At 58.1% G+C, this 14,566-nt stretch carries 20 protein-coding genes; 9 read left to right on the forward strand and 11 right to left on the reverse strand.

The genetic code is table 11. The features are described 5' to 3' along the window. The first annotated feature begins 139 nt into the window (after window positions 1–139). From N5D22_RS02205 to N5D22_RS02215, 3 genes are read left to right on the forward strand one after another with little or no spacing between them, the layout of a single operon-like run. A complete protein-coding gene (locus tag N5D22_RS02205; RefSeq protein WP_279656076.1) occupies window positions 140–1,624 on the forward strand; it encodes a lipopolysaccharide biosynthesis protein in 1,485 nt (494 codons plus the stop codon). Further along, complete coding sequence (locus N5D22_RS02210; RefSeq protein WP_279656118.1) at window positions 1,612–2,937, forward strand: polysaccharide pyruvyl transferase family protein; 1,326 nt, start codon at window positions 1,612–1,614, stop codon at window positions 2,935–2,937. The genes N5D22_RS02205 and N5D22_RS02210 overlap by 13 nt, the downstream gene beginning before the upstream one ends. 8 nt (window positions 2,938–2,945) lie before the next feature. Next, on the forward strand, window positions 2,946–4,181 hold the full coding sequence (locus N5D22_RS02215) for a glycosyltransferase family 4 protein (RefSeq protein WP_279656075.1): 1,236 nt from the start codon (window positions 2,946–2,948) through the stop codon (window positions 4,179–4,181). 43 nt (window positions 4,182–4,224) lie between these two features. Here the strand turns inward: N5D22_RS02215 and N5D22_RS02220 are convergent, their stop codons facing one another. The 3 genes from N5D22_RS02220 to N5D22_RS02230 form a co-directional block, all read right to left on the reverse strand. Then, a complete protein-coding gene (locus N5D22_RS02220; protein ID WP_279656074.1) occupies window positions 4,225–5,016 on the reverse strand; it encodes a metallophosphoesterase family protein in 792 nt (263 codons plus the stop codon). A 234-nt stretch (window positions 5,017–5,250) separates the two neighbouring features. Beyond that, window positions 5,251–5,856: a transglutaminase-like cysteine peptidase gene (locus tag N5D22_RS02225; protein ID WP_279656073.1), complete on the reverse strand. Its 606-nt coding sequence runs from the start codon at window positions 5,854–5,856 to the stop codon at window positions 5,251–5,253. Window positions 5,857–6,001: 145 nt separating this feature from the next. Further along, window positions 6,002–6,301, reverse strand: coding sequence for a hypothetical protein (locus N5D22_RS02230; RefSeq protein WP_279659032.1), 300 nt, complete (start codon window positions 6,299–6,301; stop codon window positions 6,002–6,004). 353 nt (window positions 6,302–6,654) lie between these two features. Between N5D22_RS02230 and N5D22_RS02235 the strand changes: the two genes are divergently transcribed. Next, on the forward strand, window positions 6,655–7,212 hold the full coding sequence (locus N5D22_RS02235; protein ID WP_003585610.1) for an HNH endonuclease: 558 nt from the start codon (window positions 6,655–6,657) through the stop codon (window positions 7,210–7,212). A 30-nt stretch (window positions 7,213–7,242) separates the two neighbouring features. Here N5D22_RS02235 and N5D22_RS02240 read toward each other — a convergent pair whose 3' ends face one another. After that, the gene (locus N5D22_RS02240) at window positions 7,243–7,758 is read right to left on the reverse strand and encodes a disulfide bond formation protein B (RefSeq protein WP_279656071.1); all 516 of its coding nucleotides are present in this window, start codon (window positions 7,756–7,758) and stop codon (window positions 7,243–7,245) included. Window positions 7,759–8,190: 432 nt separating this feature from the next. Here N5D22_RS02240 and N5D22_RS02245 point away from each other — a divergent pair, with 432 nt between their 5' ends. The 3 genes from N5D22_RS02245 to N5D22_RS02255 all read left to right on the forward strand — a co-directional run bounded on the left by N5D22_RS02245 (window position 8,191) and on the right by N5D22_RS02255 (window position 9,246). Beyond that, window positions 8,191–8,430 (forward strand): hypothetical protein, encoded by a 240-nt coding sequence (locus tag N5D22_RS02245; RefSeq protein WP_207590303.1) that lies wholly within the window; start codon window positions 8,191–8,193, stop codon window positions 8,428–8,430. Window positions 8,431–8,588: 158 nt separating this feature from the next. Continuing rightward, a complete protein-coding gene (locus N5D22_RS02250; protein ID WP_279656070.1) occupies window positions 8,589–8,816 on the forward strand; it encodes a hypothetical protein in 228 nt (75 codons plus the stop codon). Between the two features lie 7 nt (window positions 8,817–8,823). Continuing rightward, window positions 8,824–9,246 (forward strand): hypothetical protein, encoded by a 423-nt coding sequence (locus N5D22_RS02255; protein WP_279656069.1) that lies wholly within the window; start codon window positions 8,824–8,826, stop codon window positions 9,244–9,246. Between the two features lie 3 nt (window positions 9,247–9,249). Here the strand turns inward: N5D22_RS02255 and N5D22_RS02260 are convergent, their stop codons facing one another. After that, a complete protein-coding gene (locus tag N5D22_RS02260) occupies window positions 9,250–9,516 on the reverse strand; it encodes a DUF982 domain-containing protein (RefSeq protein ID WP_279656068.1) in 267 nt (88 codons plus the stop codon). A 630-nt stretch (window positions 9,517–10,146) separates the two neighbouring features. On the opposite strand from N5D22_RS02260, the gene N5D22_RS02265 reads away from it, so the two are divergent. Continuing rightward, window positions 10,147–10,605 (forward strand): helix-turn-helix transcriptional regulator, encoded by a 459-nt coding sequence (locus N5D22_RS02265; RefSeq protein WP_010970913.1) that lies wholly within the window; start codon window positions 10,147–10,149, stop codon window positions 10,603–10,605. 50 nt (window positions 10,606–10,655) lie between these two features. On the opposite strand, the gene N5D22_RS02270 is transcribed toward N5D22_RS02265, so the two are convergent. The 6 genes from N5D22_RS02270 to N5D22_RS02295 all read right to left on the reverse strand — a co-directional run bounded on the left by N5D22_RS02270 (window position 10,656) and on the right by N5D22_RS02295 (window position 14,162). After that, on the reverse strand, window positions 10,656–10,979 hold the full coding sequence (locus N5D22_RS02270) for a phage holin family protein (RefSeq protein ID WP_010970912.1): 324 nt from the start codon (window positions 10,977–10,979) through the stop codon (window positions 10,656–10,658). A gap of 1 nt (window position 10,980) precedes the next feature. Beyond that, window positions 10,981–11,220, reverse strand: a complete 240-nt coding sequence (locus tag N5D22_RS02275; RefSeq protein WP_269698779.1) for a hypothetical protein — start codon at window positions 11,218–11,220, stop codon at window positions 10,981–10,983. A 123-nt stretch (window positions 11,221–11,343) separates the two neighbouring features. Next, a complete protein-coding gene (locus N5D22_RS02280; RefSeq protein WP_279656066.1) occupies window positions 11,344–12,273 on the reverse strand; it encodes a peptidoglycan-binding protein in 930 nt (309 codons plus the stop codon). 44 nt (window positions 12,274–12,317) lie between these two features. Continuing rightward, window positions 12,318–13,478 carry a contractile injection system protein, VgrG/Pvc8 family gene (locus tag N5D22_RS02285; RefSeq protein ID WP_279656065.1) on the reverse strand — a complete coding sequence of 387 codons (1,161 nt, stop codon included), beginning with the start codon at window positions 13,476–13,478 and terminating at the stop codon, window positions 12,318–12,320. Between the two features lie 2 nt (window positions 13,479–13,480). Further along, window positions 13,481–13,693 carry a tail protein X gene (locus tag N5D22_RS02290; protein ID WP_279656064.1) on the reverse strand — a complete coding sequence of 71 codons (213 nt, stop codon included), beginning with the start codon at window positions 13,691–13,693 and terminating at the stop codon, window positions 13,481–13,483. A 4-nt stretch (window positions 13,694–13,697) separates the two neighbouring features. Next, window positions 13,698–14,162: a phage tail protein gene (locus N5D22_RS02295; RefSeq protein WP_080810740.1), complete on the reverse strand. Its 465-nt coding sequence runs from the start codon at window positions 14,160–14,162 to the stop codon at window positions 13,698–13,700. A gap of 75 nt (window positions 14,163–14,237) precedes the next feature. Here N5D22_RS02295 and N5D22_RS02300 point away from each other — a divergent pair, with 75 nt between their 5' ends. Then, window positions 14,238–14,564, forward strand: coding sequence for a hypothetical protein (locus N5D22_RS02300; protein WP_279656063.1), 327 nt, complete (start codon window positions 14,238–14,240; stop codon window positions 14,562–14,564). Window positions 14,565–14,566 lie beyond the last annotated feature (2 nt).

Here is a 14,566-nt window from a genome sequence, read left to right on the forward strand (position 1 = left end):
TTGCAAGCGTTTCTTCCAAGGAAAAGCACATGGTTGAAAGCAAATTTGGTGCAGTCCGTTTCCCCATGCCGGGCATCGATCATGGCTCGGCCGTTGCGGTCGCCGCATCGTGCCGACCGGCTTTTCAGGCGGTGGATTGATGGCGGAGCACCATTCGATCGGCAGCGCTGCCATCACCGGCGTTTTCTGGTCCATCGTCCAGAACTGGGGCGGCAAGCTTTTCACCTCCATTCTCTTCATCGTCCTTGCCCGTTTCCTCAGTCCCACCGATTACGGCATGGTTGCAACAGCCGGGCTGGTGCTGATGCTGATCCAGATGCTGTCCGAATTTGGCTTCGGGGACGCGATCGTGCAGAAGCGCAATCTGGAACCAAGCGACGTCAACCTGCCCTTCTATGCTTCGGTTACCGTTGCGACGATGCTTGCCATCGCGGTCTGTGTGTTTTCGCCGGAACTGGAGCGCTGGTTCGAGGTCGAAGGGCTGGCGCCGATCATCGTGGCGATCTGCATCTTGCTGCCGCTGAACACGGCTTCGCTGTTTCAGGAGGTGAATTATCGTCGCGCGCTGGCTTTCAAGCCGCTCGCAATCAGAACCTTCATATCGAACATCGTCGGCGGCGGCGTGGCGATCGCTTTTGCGGTCATGGGCCTCGGTGTCTGGAGCCTCGTGGTTCAGACCTATGTCGCAACCATCGTCACGCTGATCTGGCTCTGGCGAAAACCGCACTGGCTTCCGGGCACCACGCTCAATCCCCGCAGCTTTGTCGAATTGCTCCGCTTCGGATCGTCGGCTCTGGGCCTTCGTATGCTGGATTTCGGCGCCACGCGCCTGATCGATTTCATGATCCTGGGGCGCTACGGCGTCGCGCTCTTCGGCCTCTACACCGTCGGCAGCAGGCTCTATCAGCTCCTCATGCAATTGCTTCAGGCGGCGCTCTATGACGTCTCGCTGACGGTGCTTTCGCGCATATCGCACGAGCGGGAGCGAATGGCGGCGCTCTACAAGCAGTCGATCACCATGTCGGCGATCTTCTCGACGCCGGTCTTCGTACTGGCCGCGGCATTGGCGCCGGAAATCTGCAACGTATTGTTCGGTGCACGATGGCAGGGCGCCGACGGGGTGGCGCAACCGCTGCTTCTTCTCGGCGCGCTGCAATGCGTCCAGTTTCAGAACGCGCCGTTTCTTTCCGCGCGCGGCAAGCCGAACAAGGTGCTGATTGCCGGAAGCGTCAAGGCGGTTTCCACCATTCTGCTGATCCTGCTCGTGCCGACAGACAGCATCAGGGAGATCGTCATTGTCTATGCGTTTGGACAGCTGACCTCCACACCCTTCACATTTTTCTTCGTCGCACGCGAACTCGGCATCGGGCTGTGGCGCATCGTCCTGCTGCTCCTGCCGGGCTTCGCCTCCAGCGGATTGTGCTTCCTGCTCGTTCAATGGATGCGCCCCGAAGTCAAGTTGCTGGGAGCCGGCGATTTCATATCCGGCATCCTGCTCGGGGCCATTTTCGGCGCAGCCTATCTCCTGCTTCTGCTCCTGACCGCAAGGAACGAGGCCCGTTCCGCCATCGCGCTCGTCATGGGCAAAATCACTTCCCGAAAGGAAAGCAAATGCGCAAGCTGATAAAAAAAATACTGCCGGCACCGCTGCGCGAGAGAGCGGTGAAATATATCGAGCGGCGCAACAGGGATATAGCGTTCCGGCAGCTCTTTGACGATCTGCAGGCGTTGAAGGCAGGCATGAAACCCGTTGCCGCCGGCGGCCGATTGAGCCGGCTTTTGATCGTGGCCGGTGACCCCATAACCCTTTTCGGTTCGCTGGGCGATGATGCGATGATCACTGCGACGCTGCAACACGCCCGTGCGAGCAATCCCGATGTCGAGATCGATATTCTTGTCGATGGCATGGCTTATGCCGACGCCGCTTACCAGAGGGGTTTTGTTCCCGTCGATATCTTCGGCAAGCCGGACTTCATAAAGGCCCTGGCCCAGCAGTTTCAGACAAGAAAATACGACTGCGTGGTCGTCGTCGGCGCCGATGTCATGGATGGATATTATCACCCGCTGGTCAGCGCAAAGCTTCTTGCAAGCGCGGATCTCGCCGCCGCTGCCGGAATCAGGAACGTCATCCTCGGTTTCAGTTTCAATGAGACGCCGCACGCGCCCCTGGCCATGTTCTATCGCTCCCTTCATCCGGAATGCTCGCTCAAGGTGCGCGACGTGATCTCGCTTGAGCGCCTGCAATCCTTCGCGAAGACCAATGCGGCGCTCGTCTCCGATTCCGCGTTTAGTCTCGTTCCATCCGAGCCCGACGAGGACACGCGTTCGTGGATCGCGCGAAAGCGGGCCGATGGATACAGGGTCATGGGTTTCAACCTGCATCCGATGCTGTTCAAGAACGCCGACCGGGCGCAGACCGAGGCAGTCATCAGGCACGCGGCGGAAGCATTGCAATTTGCAACCGATGCGCGGCCCGTATGCTGGCTGCTCATCCCGCATGACTACCGGGAAAATGTGGGCGACCAGGCCTATCTCAAAGCCATAACCGAAGGTGTGTCCGCAGCCGGAACGGACAGGGTTCGCTATCTCGATGGAAAATGGTCCGCGCCTGTCTTGAAAGGGGTCGCAGGGCAGCTTGATGGCCTCGTCAGCGGGCGCATGCATCTTGCAATTGCCGCGCTGGGCAAGGGCGTTCCGGCGATATGCATCGCCTATCAGGGTAAGTTTGAAGGGCTGTATCGACATTTTGGCCTGTCTGCAGCCAATCTGCTTTCCCCGGCCGCATTCCATACCCAGGACGGGATAAAGAAGGCTTTGGTGGAATTCATCGATCAATCCGACGAGATTCGTGAACGTGTCGGGAAAAAGCTGCCGGATATCCTTGCAATGTCCAAGAGCAATTTTCAGGTGTTCGAGACCTTCCCGGCACAGGCCTGAGTTCGTTCATGAAAGTCGCTTTCGTCTCGGCCTTTCCTGTCGTTCCTGCCAATGAGGGCGCGCGGAGCAGAATACTCCAGCTGACGCGCGCCGTGCGCAGCCTCGGTCACGAGGTGCACTTCCTCTTTGTGGATGGCACGATTGACGCCGAGTTCGACAGGGCGGGCCACGAGGCCGAATTCGGATCGGGTCACCTGCACCTCGTTTCCCGGCGGGAAGGCAGCGTCAGCACCCGGCTTCCCGGCGATCTGGGTTTCGACATCGGCTTGACCGCATTCCGGGCCGTTCGAAAGGTCCACCGCCTTCTCGGCCGCGACAGCGGTTTTTATAATCACCTCGACGAGTTCTATTATCCCGCAATCGGCCGCCAGGTTCAGGATATTCAGCGTCGGCTTGGTATCGATGCCGTCATTGTGGAATACGCCTTCCATTCAAGGGCGTTTCTCGGTTTGCCGAATGATGTGCTGCGCATTCTCGACACCCATGATTCCTTCGCCGATCGGCATAGGGCGTTCATCAACACCGCGAACAAATATGGATACTGGTTTTCGGTGCCGCCGGCCGTGGAGCGCCGGGCTCTTCGCCGTGCGGATGTGGTTGTCGCCATTCAGGATGAAGAGGAACAGACGTTTCGGCAGCTGCTGGGGCCGGAGCCGCCGGTCGTCGCGACGGTCAGTCATATCCTCGATCTTGGCGGAAGGGTGGAGGATTTCACCGCGAGCGACTTTCTGTTCCTTGGCTCCGGAAATGACGCCAACGTCATTTCCCTGAAGGGGTTCCTCCAGAACATCATGCCATTGGTCAGGACGGCGCGGCCGGATATTCGCCTGGTTCTCGCGGGCGGCATCTGCGGCAGGATCGAGGATGGGGAGGGCATTCTCAAACTCGGCCGCGTCGACAATCTGAAGGACGCCTTCACGCGTGCGCCGCTCTCCATCAATCCCATCACGCTTGGAACAGGCATCAATATAAAATTGCTGGATGCGCTGGCTGCGGGTGTTGCCACGATCAGCACCCGCACCGGCGCGAGGGGGCTTTCGGAACGATACCAGCGCGGCGTGGTCATTGTGGAAGACGGTAATCATCAGGCTTTCGCTGACGCCATCTTGTGGCTGGCCTCCAGCAGCGACCAGCGGCAGGACCTGGGAAACAGGGCGTTTGAGGACGCCATTGAATGGAACCGCCGGCAGATGACGGTGCTTGGCGATATTCTGAATGGCCGGCAGTCCTGCGAAAACCGTTAGCCCTGCTGCGGACTGCACGGCCTGAGGCTTAAGCCAAAGCGCCTCAGCCGATCAGGTGCAATCCCTGATCGGAAAGCCTGAGAATGGTAAGCCTGCCCGTCGTGAAGGCGCCGGTGTCGATACCGACCCGCTGCGGGCCGGTTTCCGGTTCCTCCACCGGCGTGTGGCCATGGATGACGAAAAGGTCCAGCCCGGCCCCTTGCGAAAGAAACGGCTCGCGGATCCAGAGCATGTCTTCGTCGGTCTGCGCCTCCAGCGGCAATCCCGGTCTCAAGCCGGCATGCACGAAAATATAACGTCCAATCCGGGCGTAGATGGGCAGGCTGGCCAAGAGCTGGCGGTGGTTCTGCGGAACCGCGCCGAGCAGGGCATCCCTGAAAGGCTGCAGTCTCAGGCGCCCCTTGTTCAGGAAGTAGTCGATATCGACCCCGTAGGATAAAAGCGTCTGCCGGCCGCCAAAATCCAGCCAGTGCATGTTCTCCTGCGGATTTTCGAGAAAATCGTGGAAGAGCTGCTCATGGTTGCCGCAAAGCGCGATACGGCGCAGCGGCGCCGGCGGCGGTTGCAACAGGTGTTCGAGGACGCCGCGGGAATCGCGCCCGCGATCCACATAGTCGCCGAGGAGAACGACCAGCGCGGGGGAGGGTTCGGGCCCCAGATCCGCAAGGATCTTGCGCTCCGCCTGCAAAAGCAGGTCGAGGCTGCCATGTACGTCACCAATGGCATAAATGGGAAAGGAGGCCGGCTTGTCGCCAAGGTCTATTCTGCGCCGCCTCCGGTCGTCGCGGGAGGCTGGCTGTTTACGACCGCGAATCCAGTTGAGCACCTTGGGCATAGCTGCCGATACTGCCTCTCCCGCACAAGGTCAAGGGCGTTAAAAGCGGCTGCCGCACCCCCGCCAGGGCCGCGTGGACGCGATGTCCGGTCACCCGTGGAAGCCGGGCTGGGCAAGGCAGCCGGCGGCGGCTTTTGCATGGCGGAACGCGTCAATTTTCGGGGTAGAATACCCTCTTTGATGTTCGAAAGATACGCCGCTTTAAATCGGCGGCCGAATGCCCGCTGTCCGAAACTAGAGCTTCAGCCAGACGCGCGGATCCTCGTGCGACTGGATCTTGATCCATTTCAGATCCACCGCTTTCCATGGCTTGACGACATTGGTGCGGTTATCCAGCACCAGATCGCCCTGGCTGGTGCTGACGACCAGAACGGCGTGACCGATGCCATCCGAGGTGCGGGCCGTCGCAATGCGCAATGCGCCCGAAGGCCAGCCGGCCCGCAGAAGGCGCTGCCGTTTGGTCACCGCAAAATCCTCGCAGTCGCCGCTTGCCGGGTTCAACTTCCAGTCGTCTTCGCCGTCCTGCTCGCTGACATAATTTATCGACGTGTTGATCTCGGCATTGATGCCTTGGAGTTCGGCGCGCTTCTGCCTGGTCAGCTCCACCGTATCGCGATCGCCGATCCGGATGCATTGGTCGGCGGCGCCCTCGCAGAATTTCGCAAAGGCGATGGGCGCAATGGTCGGGCGGCTCGTTGTCATGAACTGGCCGGGCCGCGTTGCGCCCGGCCTCTGGGCCAGACCACCGGGCTGGATGGCCGAGGCCGTTGTCACCATGCTCGCCGCCATGCCGGCAGCGGCGGCAAAAATCCTTGCCAGACGGATCGTTTTATTCGCCATGTCCTTGCCCCTGCACAATTGCCTTGTCTTGTGCCTGGCACCATAACGGCCCTTCATTGCGTGCCGTTTAAGTCGATAGATTGCATTTTAACGAAATCTAATTTTGTTACGGCGCGTTTGAAAAAGCCGGAAAACGCTCTCACGCTCACTTGCAGCGCGTTCGGCCCTCTGTGTCGACAATGCAGGTCTGCTGCGGAACGGCCCGCCTGAGTTCGCGCCGGGTCTCGGGTGAGGTGCGGCCTGACGGCGGCCGGTCGTAATTGCGGTCAATCTCGAAATTGCGCCCGCCGATCGTTCCCTGCGCGCCGCCGCGGCCATCCGGCGTCACCTCGAAATTCTGGTACTGCTGGGCATGGGCAACCGCAGCCAGGCCGATGATGACGGTCAGGGCGCCGGCCACCAGACTGCCCCGCAATGCGGCCACTTGCCGACTGCGCAACATCATGGCCATTTCCTCCATTGACGGAATGATGGATGCCGCCGCCGCCGTATATTTGCCACGGCAGGCGTGCATTGGTTTTTCGGTTGTCCCGTCAGCGACAATCATACCACCGATATTACGTCCGTCGTGAGAAGATTTCTGTGTTTGCCGAAGGCCCGAATCGCCTTCCTGCGATATCGGCCGAATATCTCACATGGCGAAGGCGCTGCCTCGCCGCTCCGATCGTCAGGAGTGCGAAAACGGCCTTTCCGGGGCTTAAAAATTAAGCTCTTCGCCGCTGCATTTATAGGCTTCACAATCCTGTAACAACGGACCTAATATACAAGTGCAGATGCCGAATCGCTCAGGAGAAGCCCTTGACGATTGCAGTTTCACCACAGGCCCTGCCGGCGCTCGTTCTGAACGCAGACTACAGGCCACTGAGTTATTATCCCTTGTCGTTATGGTCCTGGCAGGACGCGATCAAGGCCGTCTTTCTAGACCGTGTGAACATCATTGCAGAATATGATCACGCGGTGTCCTCCCCCAGCTTTTCCATGCGGCTGCCGAGCGTCGTCAGCCTCAAGACCTATGTGCAGCCCACCCGCAACCCCGCCTTTACACGATTCAACGTTTTCCTTCGGGACAAGTTCGAATGCCAGTATTGCGGCACGCGGGACGAATTGACCTTCGACCATGTGATTCCCCGCGCGCATGGCGGTGAAACCACCTGGCACAATGTCGTTGCGGCGTGCTCTCCCTGCAACCTTAAAAAAGGCAGCAAGCTTCCCAAGCAGGCGGGCATGTTCCCGGCGCAGAAGCCCTTCCAGCCGACGGTTCAGGATCTGCACAATAACGGGCGGCTGTTCCCGCCCAATTATCTGCACGAAAGCTGGATGGACTATCTTTACTGGGATACCGAACTGCAGCCCTGATCTTTTGAGGACTGCAACGCGGTTTTCCGCTTACCGGCTTTTACGGCTCGCGCCAAAAAAGGCGACTGCCGCAAGTGCAACGCTTGCGATGACATTCCAGCCCGCGAAGGAAAGGCCGAGCACCCGCAAGGCGGCGTCGTTGCAGGAAGGCGCCTTGATGGCGTTCAGATTGCCCAGGAGATCGCCGGCATTGGTGGTGATGGAAGGCGCGCCGGTGGCGCAGGTGATCGGCCCTTCCCAGAAACCCCATTCCACACCGGCATGATAAACGCCGAGCCCGGCGCCGATCAGCATCGCCACGCCGATAAGGGCAAGCAGCAGCTGGGTGATCTGGACCGGCAATTTGAAGATGCTGGTCGCAATGGCCAATATGCCCAGCGGAATGGCGTAATAATAGGGATCGCGCTGCAGCAGGCACAGCGCGCAGGGCGTATAACCGCCAATGTGCTGGAAACCGAGGGCGGAGCCGACGGTGAAGATCATTCCCGCCGTGACGCCGAGAGCGGCGAGCGTGCGGCTATTGTCGGCGGTGGTCGCATTGGCCATGTTGTTTTCCTCAAACTTCGCGAAGAAGCAGATATCCCGGACGGGCTTTCAAAAAGGCGGGCGTGATGGCGAAATTAAGTCGCCGGTCCTCACGGGGTGTAACGGGATTCGTCTAATCGAGTCCGCCGCATCTGGCAAATGAAAGCCCGGTAATACTCGGGAGCGCGCAAGCAAAGTTTCGTGAGCTTGCCGGCGGCGTGTGGTCATTAGAAAATTCACTGGCACGTGCGGGGCAAAGCCTAGAGAAATCAATGCGCTTTTGGAAATGGTACCCCAAGCCGGGCCGCTGATTTTGATAGAAATCAGCGGCTTGTGATTTTGTTGGACACACCGTCTTTCCACACAAACGTTACGTTTTTTCCAGAAGTGTCCAAGCGCTTGACTCTCCCTTGAAATGAGAACATTTATAGAACAAACGAGAGAGCAAGAGACATGTCTGACGCGGAAAAGATCATTGTAGTGCAGTTCAAAAAGGGGCGCGGCGGCATCGTGCCGGGCGATATGAGGCCCGCCACCAGCGCAGCATCCGCCGAAAAAATGGCGAGCGCCATGGCACCCCGTCACATAGGCGTTGCGGCATACTCGGTCACCGTGGACGAGGAAAGCGGCAGCATGGCAAATCCACGCTTGCTGGTCTCGCACGGGCAGATCGCCGACTTGATGCCAGACTGATTGACCGGCGGCAGGATGGAGTCGAACCATCTCATGTTTCCACCCGGAAATTGTTTCTTCGTTTCCACCGGGGATTTGTGTCAGCGCGCCAACCGGACGCCTGCCTGCCTGAGTAGTGCTCTAGCACGAACTCAATGATTTTGGAATGACAAGACTGGATGGTTACCGCTCTGAAAAAGGAGATTGGAAACGTGCGCCCGAACGCAACTAAACAGCCGGATGATATCGCGGCCTATGTGATCCAATGCCATGACGGCAACGCGGTTGCTGCCGTGGAAACACTGCTGGACGAAATCCACCATCTGCAAAATCAGCTATCCATCGCCGTCGCAGCCATGGGCCGGGGATATACACGCGGATGGAAGCCGAGCGCCGAACGGGAATGAGACAAAGATGCCCGCGCTGCTTCTAAAATCAACCGAGATTCAAACAACAATCAGGAAGCCACTTAGCTGGCCGATGCTGATTTGTTACCAGAATGAATGGCAGGTTTGTTACAAGGCAAAAGGAAAGCTCGACTGGCGAACCATCACCGCATGGGTATATGGCCGGGAGAGCGTCTATTTCTGCGAAGTCGGTCAGGAGCAACATGTGGTGGATTTGCCCGACCCCAGAAAGGTGCCGTTTTTTGACGCCAAATTTCCTTTTACCGTCGATGAAATTACGAGCGACGGCTTTCGATGCACGGAACTTGCTGGCGCTGGCAACATCATGGCGGCGAATGCCGCCTATCAGGTCTACAAGCACAATATAAACGGCATCGTGCGGTTGCGGCATGGAGGCCGGATAGTGCGGAGGTCCGACGAAGAAAAATAGCAGCTAGAAATCCAGATCGTCATCATCTGGCGATACTGACAGGAGCGCTTCATGGGCGGCATCGATAAAGGCAGCGCGCGCATCCTCTGGTCTGTCATCCAAGCCGTTTTCGAGAACGGCGGAACAGACCATTAGTGCGGTCACATAAGCGTCGGTCGTCGTGTTGCCCGGCCACTTTTCGAGCAGGCATCGCGCCAAGTCTGTCACGGTCTCGAGGGTCGCGAAGTCGCCCCATAGGATAGTAAGAGGGCAAATTTCAAAACCACTCATCTGCTCCGCTTTCGAAAAGGGTCGTAAGCGCTACCCCTAAGCCCATCATAGCAGAGCATCACAAACGCAAAAAGCCGCCCGGCGCGAACCGAGCGGCTTTTTTGATAGGGAAAAATAACGTATCGCTGGGAAGGCATCAAAAATATGGCTATCGAAATCAGCCCCTTACAAAATTTCATGGTCCACTAACGCCCTTGTTAATTGACCATTCATCACTAGATAGGTATCACCATGATACTTACAGCGGTCTAGACCGGTCGGAGGATGTGTGAAGAGTAATGATCCTTGGCTGCCTAATGTGGCAACCGACAAACTGAGGGCAATAGCCCGAGACCCGAAATTCACCATCGCCTACAAACTACATGCCAAAGAGCGACTTACAGAGCGCAACCTTATCGCGTCTGACGTATTGTACGCTTTGAAATACGGGTTCGTCTACGAACAGGCGGTCCCGGCGACTAGGCAAGGATTCTTCCGCTATCGCGTCGAGTGCAAAACTCCGAATAGCGGGAGCCGAGCCATAGGCGTTGTTGTTATACCCAACCACGTCGGCTGTTACATGAAGATTGTAACGGTCATGTGGATTGATGAATTCGAGCGCAGGGACGGCTCGATAATTGGAGAATGAAAATGAGTGTTGTTGAGCATCACTACACAGAATGCGGCTTGATGAACGTGTTCATCAGCGGAATCGAGGTCCAGACCGACGATGACGGCGATGAGGTAATCATCGTTCCCGCTGTGAACGAGCTTCATCACGTCATTGCTACGGGCATCGTCAATCACCCGAAGGGCATCAGCGGTGATGAATTGCGCTTTCTGCGTACCGAAATGGGCCTGACACAGTCCGAATTGTCTGGTCTCGTTCACCGAGACAAGCAGTCGATTGGCCGTTGGGAACGCGGCGAAGTCGAAATCGACAGCCCGTCTGAGACGTTGATCCGCCGCCTTGCCATCGAAAAGCTTGGCTTGCAGGAAGTGGCGATTGAAGAACTGTCCAAGCGCAGCATTCCTACTGCGGAAACGCAGACAATCTCGATCCGTAAAGTCGAGAACAACAACGAGCCTTACGAACTCATTGCTGCGTAACGAAGTTTCATAGAGATGGAAAAGCCCGCGTTGCGGGCTTTTTTTATGCGTCAACCGGCCATGCGTCGGTCAAACCATTTATGGAAGAGCGCTTCGACACCACGCGGCCCGAGGTAGGCCAGAAGCGCAATCAATCCGGTTGATGCAGGCTGACCGAGATCGGCATAGGCGGCGGCACTTTCGCCGATGACCGCCATGCCGAGCGCGACGGGCAGTTCCCAAAACAGTTCAATGCCGAAGAACTTGCGGCGACCTTTCCGCGCCTCATTGCCGTGCCACATGAAGCGACCGAGCAAAGAGGCGATGATAGTGGTGAATGCACCACCAACCCACGCATTCATCAGTTCGATGAAAGAGGTGTACTTTTCCGGCATGTCAGCGACCTTTTCCATGACGGGCGCATTCGTCCCGGTTCCAAACGTCGCCACCACAAAGGCCCGCAACCGTCCGGTCAATTTTCCGTTGATCTTCCTGCGTTGCGCCCCGCGCGCCGATCAGGTCAATTCCGACCACCCGGCGCAGGCCCGATACATCGCCCGGCCCCGAAATCCCACACCCCGCCAGCGCAATCGTCAAAACGATGACGAGCGCTGTCCGCCCGATCCCCTGCCGCATTATTCTGCCTTTCAGTTTTGATGACCGCGCGATAGGTCGCATTCCGGTCGATGAAGAGGATGCCCGCGCCGATGAGAGACACCGCCGCCAGCCCGAGCAAAAGGAAAAGTCCGATTTTCGTCATCAAACCGCGACCTCGCGACCCAGCAAACTATTGACCCGCCGAGAGATGACATCGCGCTTGCGGTAGGCGATGACGCCGAGGACGACCGCCGCAGTAAGCAACGCGATCCACCCCCAGGGCAAACCGAGCGACCATGCAGCAAAGCCGGAACCAAAGAGCGAGCCTGCGCCGCCCTGCACCGCTTCTTTCGTGGCCACAGCGTCACGACGCAACTGCGACAAGGTGGCGGGACCAATGATGCCATCGGCAACAAGGTGCGGGTGCGCAGACTGATATGCCTTGACTGCGGCAGCAGTCTTTTCCCCCATCCAGCCGTCGATAGCGCCGGGATTAAAGCCTTTCGCCGAGAGGATAGCCTGCGCTTCCTTAACCACCGGATCGGGCTGCTTCGGTGCAGTCTCTTGGGCGGAGCGCGGCACGCCTTCACCGACGCCAGTGTAGATTCCCTTTTCGAACAAAAGGGCTTCTTCCTTGCGCCTGCGAACGAGGCCGGGCAGCTTCTTGCCCCCAGCCGTATTGTAGTGGGTGGCGAGATAGTCCGCCGCCTGCTTTTGCTTTCCGGCGCGCCAAAATTTCGCCCACTGCCAATCCATGGCGCCAGTGCCGAGATTGAATATCGCGGACACCGCCGCATCCATTTCGTGCTGCTTGCGCGCATCCGGCGACTTGGCGACCACCGCAGGCTCGAATTCATCCCGAAGCACCGCCGCGAAGATGGACTCCGATTGGCTGGACGTGAGTTTCGTTTTACCCGGCACCAATTTTGTAATGCCAATCTTTTCCAGCTCACGCCGAACAGACCGGCTCCGCATGGTGAAGCCCCGCCCGATAGTGGGGATGCGGACCGGATCAAGATAGCAGGTAAGGGGGTTTCCTTCATGAGCGTCCATAAAGGCACGCCCACGCGGTGACGTTGTCACAACGGACATAAATATCTCCTAAAGATTTTGGGGAAGAGTGGTAGGGCCGCGCCCTAGTTTTCGTCCGTCCGTCCGAAGCGGCGCGGCGTCAGGAATGAGGAAGGCGTGGCCGGGGTTCCGGGCGCACTGTTGGGCGCAACCTTGCCGGTTGCTTTCGAGGCGTCCGGGGTGGCGTTAGAGCCGCCGCTTTCCGTGCCGGCCGATTTTTCTGTCGCGGATTTGCCATCGTAGAGCCTGCCCGAAACCGCCACTTCAAGACCGCCGGTTTTCGTGTATGCGGTTTTGGCCGTCTTGATGATGTAAGGCACGCCGTCCACGCCGGGACGGATATCGGCGAAGAGCAGCGGCAAGCCCGCATCTATTCCCGCGTCACCGATCACGGTCACAGACACCGAGCCTTCGCCACGCTGCAATTCCTTGGCCTTCGCCTGCGCGGCCTTGTCGGCTTCGGCGGGCGATGCATAGGGTTCCGGCAAACGATAAACGCTATCGCCGTCCGCATCCGCGTCCGCGTCTATTTCCACGCGCTCCGCCTTATCGGAATCCTGATAGTACGCCACGACCTTGCTGTATTTCGTGCGGTCGTTGATTTCGACTTTCAGGCTTCCGACCTTGATTTTCTCAGGCGTCAGGATGATCGAGCCGAGCGGCGCGCCGGATGCAGACAACCCGGACCCAAGCCGCGTGAAGATCAGTCGCCTTTGCTTGACCGCGAACAGGCCGTTATGCCGCTCCGCCAGCCGCCGCAGGAAATTGATGTTGCTTTCGTCCTGTTGCGCCAGCCAGTCATATTCAAAGTCCGCAAGGTCATCATCAACGGCAGGGGTTAACCCGCTTTCGCTGGCGATCTGAGACAAGATATCGCCGAGCTTCGATTTATCCCATGACCTTTCCTGCCGCTCCTTCAGCTTTCCGCTGCGAAGGTCCGCAGCCTTGCCCGAGATCGACATTTTATAGGGCAGGCAATCGACATTGACTTTGTCTGCGGTGAAGACACCTTTCGGCACGAGATCATCACCGAAGCCCATCTTGACCGAGATGATTGCACCCTTACGCGGGATTGCCAGAAAGTTCGGCGGGCCATCATTCAGTTCGATATCCACCGTGTCGGATTTCATCCCCTCTTCGTCAGTGACGGTAAGAGAAAGCAAACGCTCATAGAAATGGCCTGCCACTGGCACGCCGTCGATACTTACTTCCACGCGCGGTTTCATGGTCAGTCCCAAAGGCTGGTCAACGGCTTGGCCGTGCTGGTGGAGGGAATGTCCGGCATGGTAATTTTCGTGCCGAGCGGAAGGACAGGCCCGAGCGCGGCAAGGCCGGGATTGGCATCAATCACAGCTTCTACCACCTTGGCCGTGCGCCCATAAAAAGCGAGGCAGACGAGATCAACGGTCTCGCCCTGCCGCGTGATGTAAATTGTTGCCATGTAGTCACCGGAAAAGTTCGGACAGGAAGGATGCAGCCCGATCCACAAGACCGCCCGCACTTGGCAGCGTGCCAGAACCGGAGCGTTTGAGTGTGATAGAATAGGCGTTGCGCCCTGCCTCGCCCCGGCGGTTAATGTAGCTTCGATCCTCTTCGACGCTTTGGACCGTAAACATTCCTTGTATGACGCCCTGCGCGGCATCGCCGGTCACAAGCATCATTTCGGTTCCAGCCATTGACGCAGCAATAATTCCGTCAAGCTGCGATTGCCCGCCGAACTCTTCGGGGAAAAGCACCCCCGAGATTGTCACTTCGTCGGACGTGGGGCCGGTCCATTGCTGCTGATTGAGGGTTTGACCAACAGGCATATCCACCCAAGGCGTGTTCACCTTGCGCTTCACGCCCTGATATCCAAAGCCCAAGCCCTCGAAGGCGAAGCCCCCGAGCATCATTGACGTTACGCCGGTCATTCTAATCTCACTTTCCGAAGATGACTCGACAACACAGGCGTCATCTGTTTTTCATTGCGCGAAGCAGGGGGCGAAATGAGCGAAAACGAACTTCTAATTTTATTCATTTTGGCAGCTGCAATCGGGGGCGCTTGGGGCGCGCGCAGTTCTGGCACCGAAGGATGGCGTGGCGCAGTCGTTGTTACTGTCTCGGCATTGGCCACGAGCGCGATATTCATTGCACTGGCAATCAATAACACCCTGCTGTCGATAGTGGTTAATATCGCTCTGGCGGGCGTGATCGGCGGAGCGCTCAAAATGGCACCCCGCCAAATTGCGGTGACAATTGTAGGAGCGCTTATCCTGTCGTTTGTTGCGGCAGGTCTTATAAGCCTGTTTGGATTGACCGCACAGCGCAACTGAAG

Source organism: Agrobacterium sp. GD03872 (assembly GCF_029840625.1).
In the GTDB taxonomy this organism is placed as follows: Bacteria; Pseudomonadota; Alphaproteobacteria; order Rhizobiales; family Rhizobiaceae; genus Agrobacterium; species Agrobacterium fabrum_A.

Bases quoted from the DNA above. Each gene is read 5' to 3' on its own strand.
- N5D22_RS02205 (WP_279656076.1), top strand. From the start codon at position 140: ATGGCGGAGCACCATTCGATCGGCAGCGCTGCCATCACCGGCGTTTTC.
- N5D22_RS02210 (WP_279656118.1), top strand. From the start codon at position 1,612: ATGCGCAAGCTGATAAAAAAAATACTGCCGGCACCGCTGCGCGAGAGA.
- N5D22_RS02215 (WP_279656075.1), top strand. From the start codon at position 2,946: ATGAAAGTCGCTTTCGTCTCGGCCTTTCCTGTCGTTCCTGCCAATGAG.
- N5D22_RS02220 (WP_279656074.1), bottom strand. From the start codon at position 5,016: ATGCCCAAGGTGCTCAACTGGATTCGCGGTCGTAAACAGCCAGCCTCC.
- N5D22_RS02225 (WP_279656073.1), bottom strand. From the start codon at position 5,856: ATGGCGAATAAAACGATCCGTCTGGCAAGGATTTTTGCCGCCGCTGCC.
- N5D22_RS02230 (WP_279659032.1), bottom strand. From the start codon at position 6,301: ATGATGTTGCGCAGTCGGCAAGTGGCCGCATTGCGGGGCAGTCTGGTG.
- N5D22_RS02240 (WP_279656071.1), bottom strand. From the start codon at position 7,758: ATGGCCAATGCGACCACCGCCGACAATAGCCGCACGCTCGCCGCTCTC.
- N5D22_RS02245 (WP_207590303.1), top strand. From the start codon at position 8,191: ATGTCTGACGCGGAAAAGATCATTGTAGTGCAGTTCAAAAAGGGGCGC.
- N5D22_RS02250 (WP_279656070.1), top strand. From the start codon at position 8,589: ATGGTTACCGCTCTGAAAAAGGAGATTGGAAACGTGCGCCCGAACGCA.
- N5D22_RS02255 (WP_279656069.1), top strand. From the start codon at position 8,824: ATGCCCGCGCTGCTTCTAAAATCAACCGAGATTCAAACAACAATCAGG.
- N5D22_RS02260 (WP_279656068.1), bottom strand. From the start codon at position 9,516: ATGAGTGGTTTTGAAATTTGCCCTCTTACTATCCTATGGGGCGACTTC.
- N5D22_RS02265 (WP_010970913.1), top strand. From the start codon at position 10,147: ATGAGTGTTGTTGAGCATCACTACACAGAATGCGGCTTGATGAACGTG.
- N5D22_RS02270 (WP_010970912.1), bottom strand. From the start codon at position 10,979: ATGCCGGAAAAGTACACCTCTTTCATCGAACTGATGAATGCGTGGGTT.
- N5D22_RS02275 (WP_269698779.1), bottom strand. From the start codon at position 11,220: ATGCGGCAGGGGATCGGGCGGACAGCGCTCGTCATCGTTTTGACGATT.
- N5D22_RS02280 (WP_279656066.1), bottom strand. From the start codon at position 12,273: ATGTCCGTTGTGACAACGTCACCGCGTGGGCGTGCCTTTATGGACGCT.
- N5D22_RS02285 (WP_279656065.1), bottom strand. From the start codon at position 13,478: ATGAAACCGCGCGTGGAAGTAAGTATCGACGGCGTGCCAGTGGCAGGC.
- N5D22_RS02290 (WP_279656064.1), bottom strand. From the start codon at position 13,693: ATGGCAACAATTTACATCACGCGGCAGGGCGAGACCGTTGATCTCGTC.
- N5D22_RS02295 (WP_080810740.1), bottom strand. From the start codon at position 14,162: ATGACCGGCGTAACGTCAATGATGCTCGGGGGCTTCGCCTTCGAGGGC.
- N5D22_RS02300 (WP_279656063.1), top strand. From the start codon at position 14,238: ATGAGCGAAAACGAACTTCTAATTTTATTCATTTTGGCAGCTGCAATC.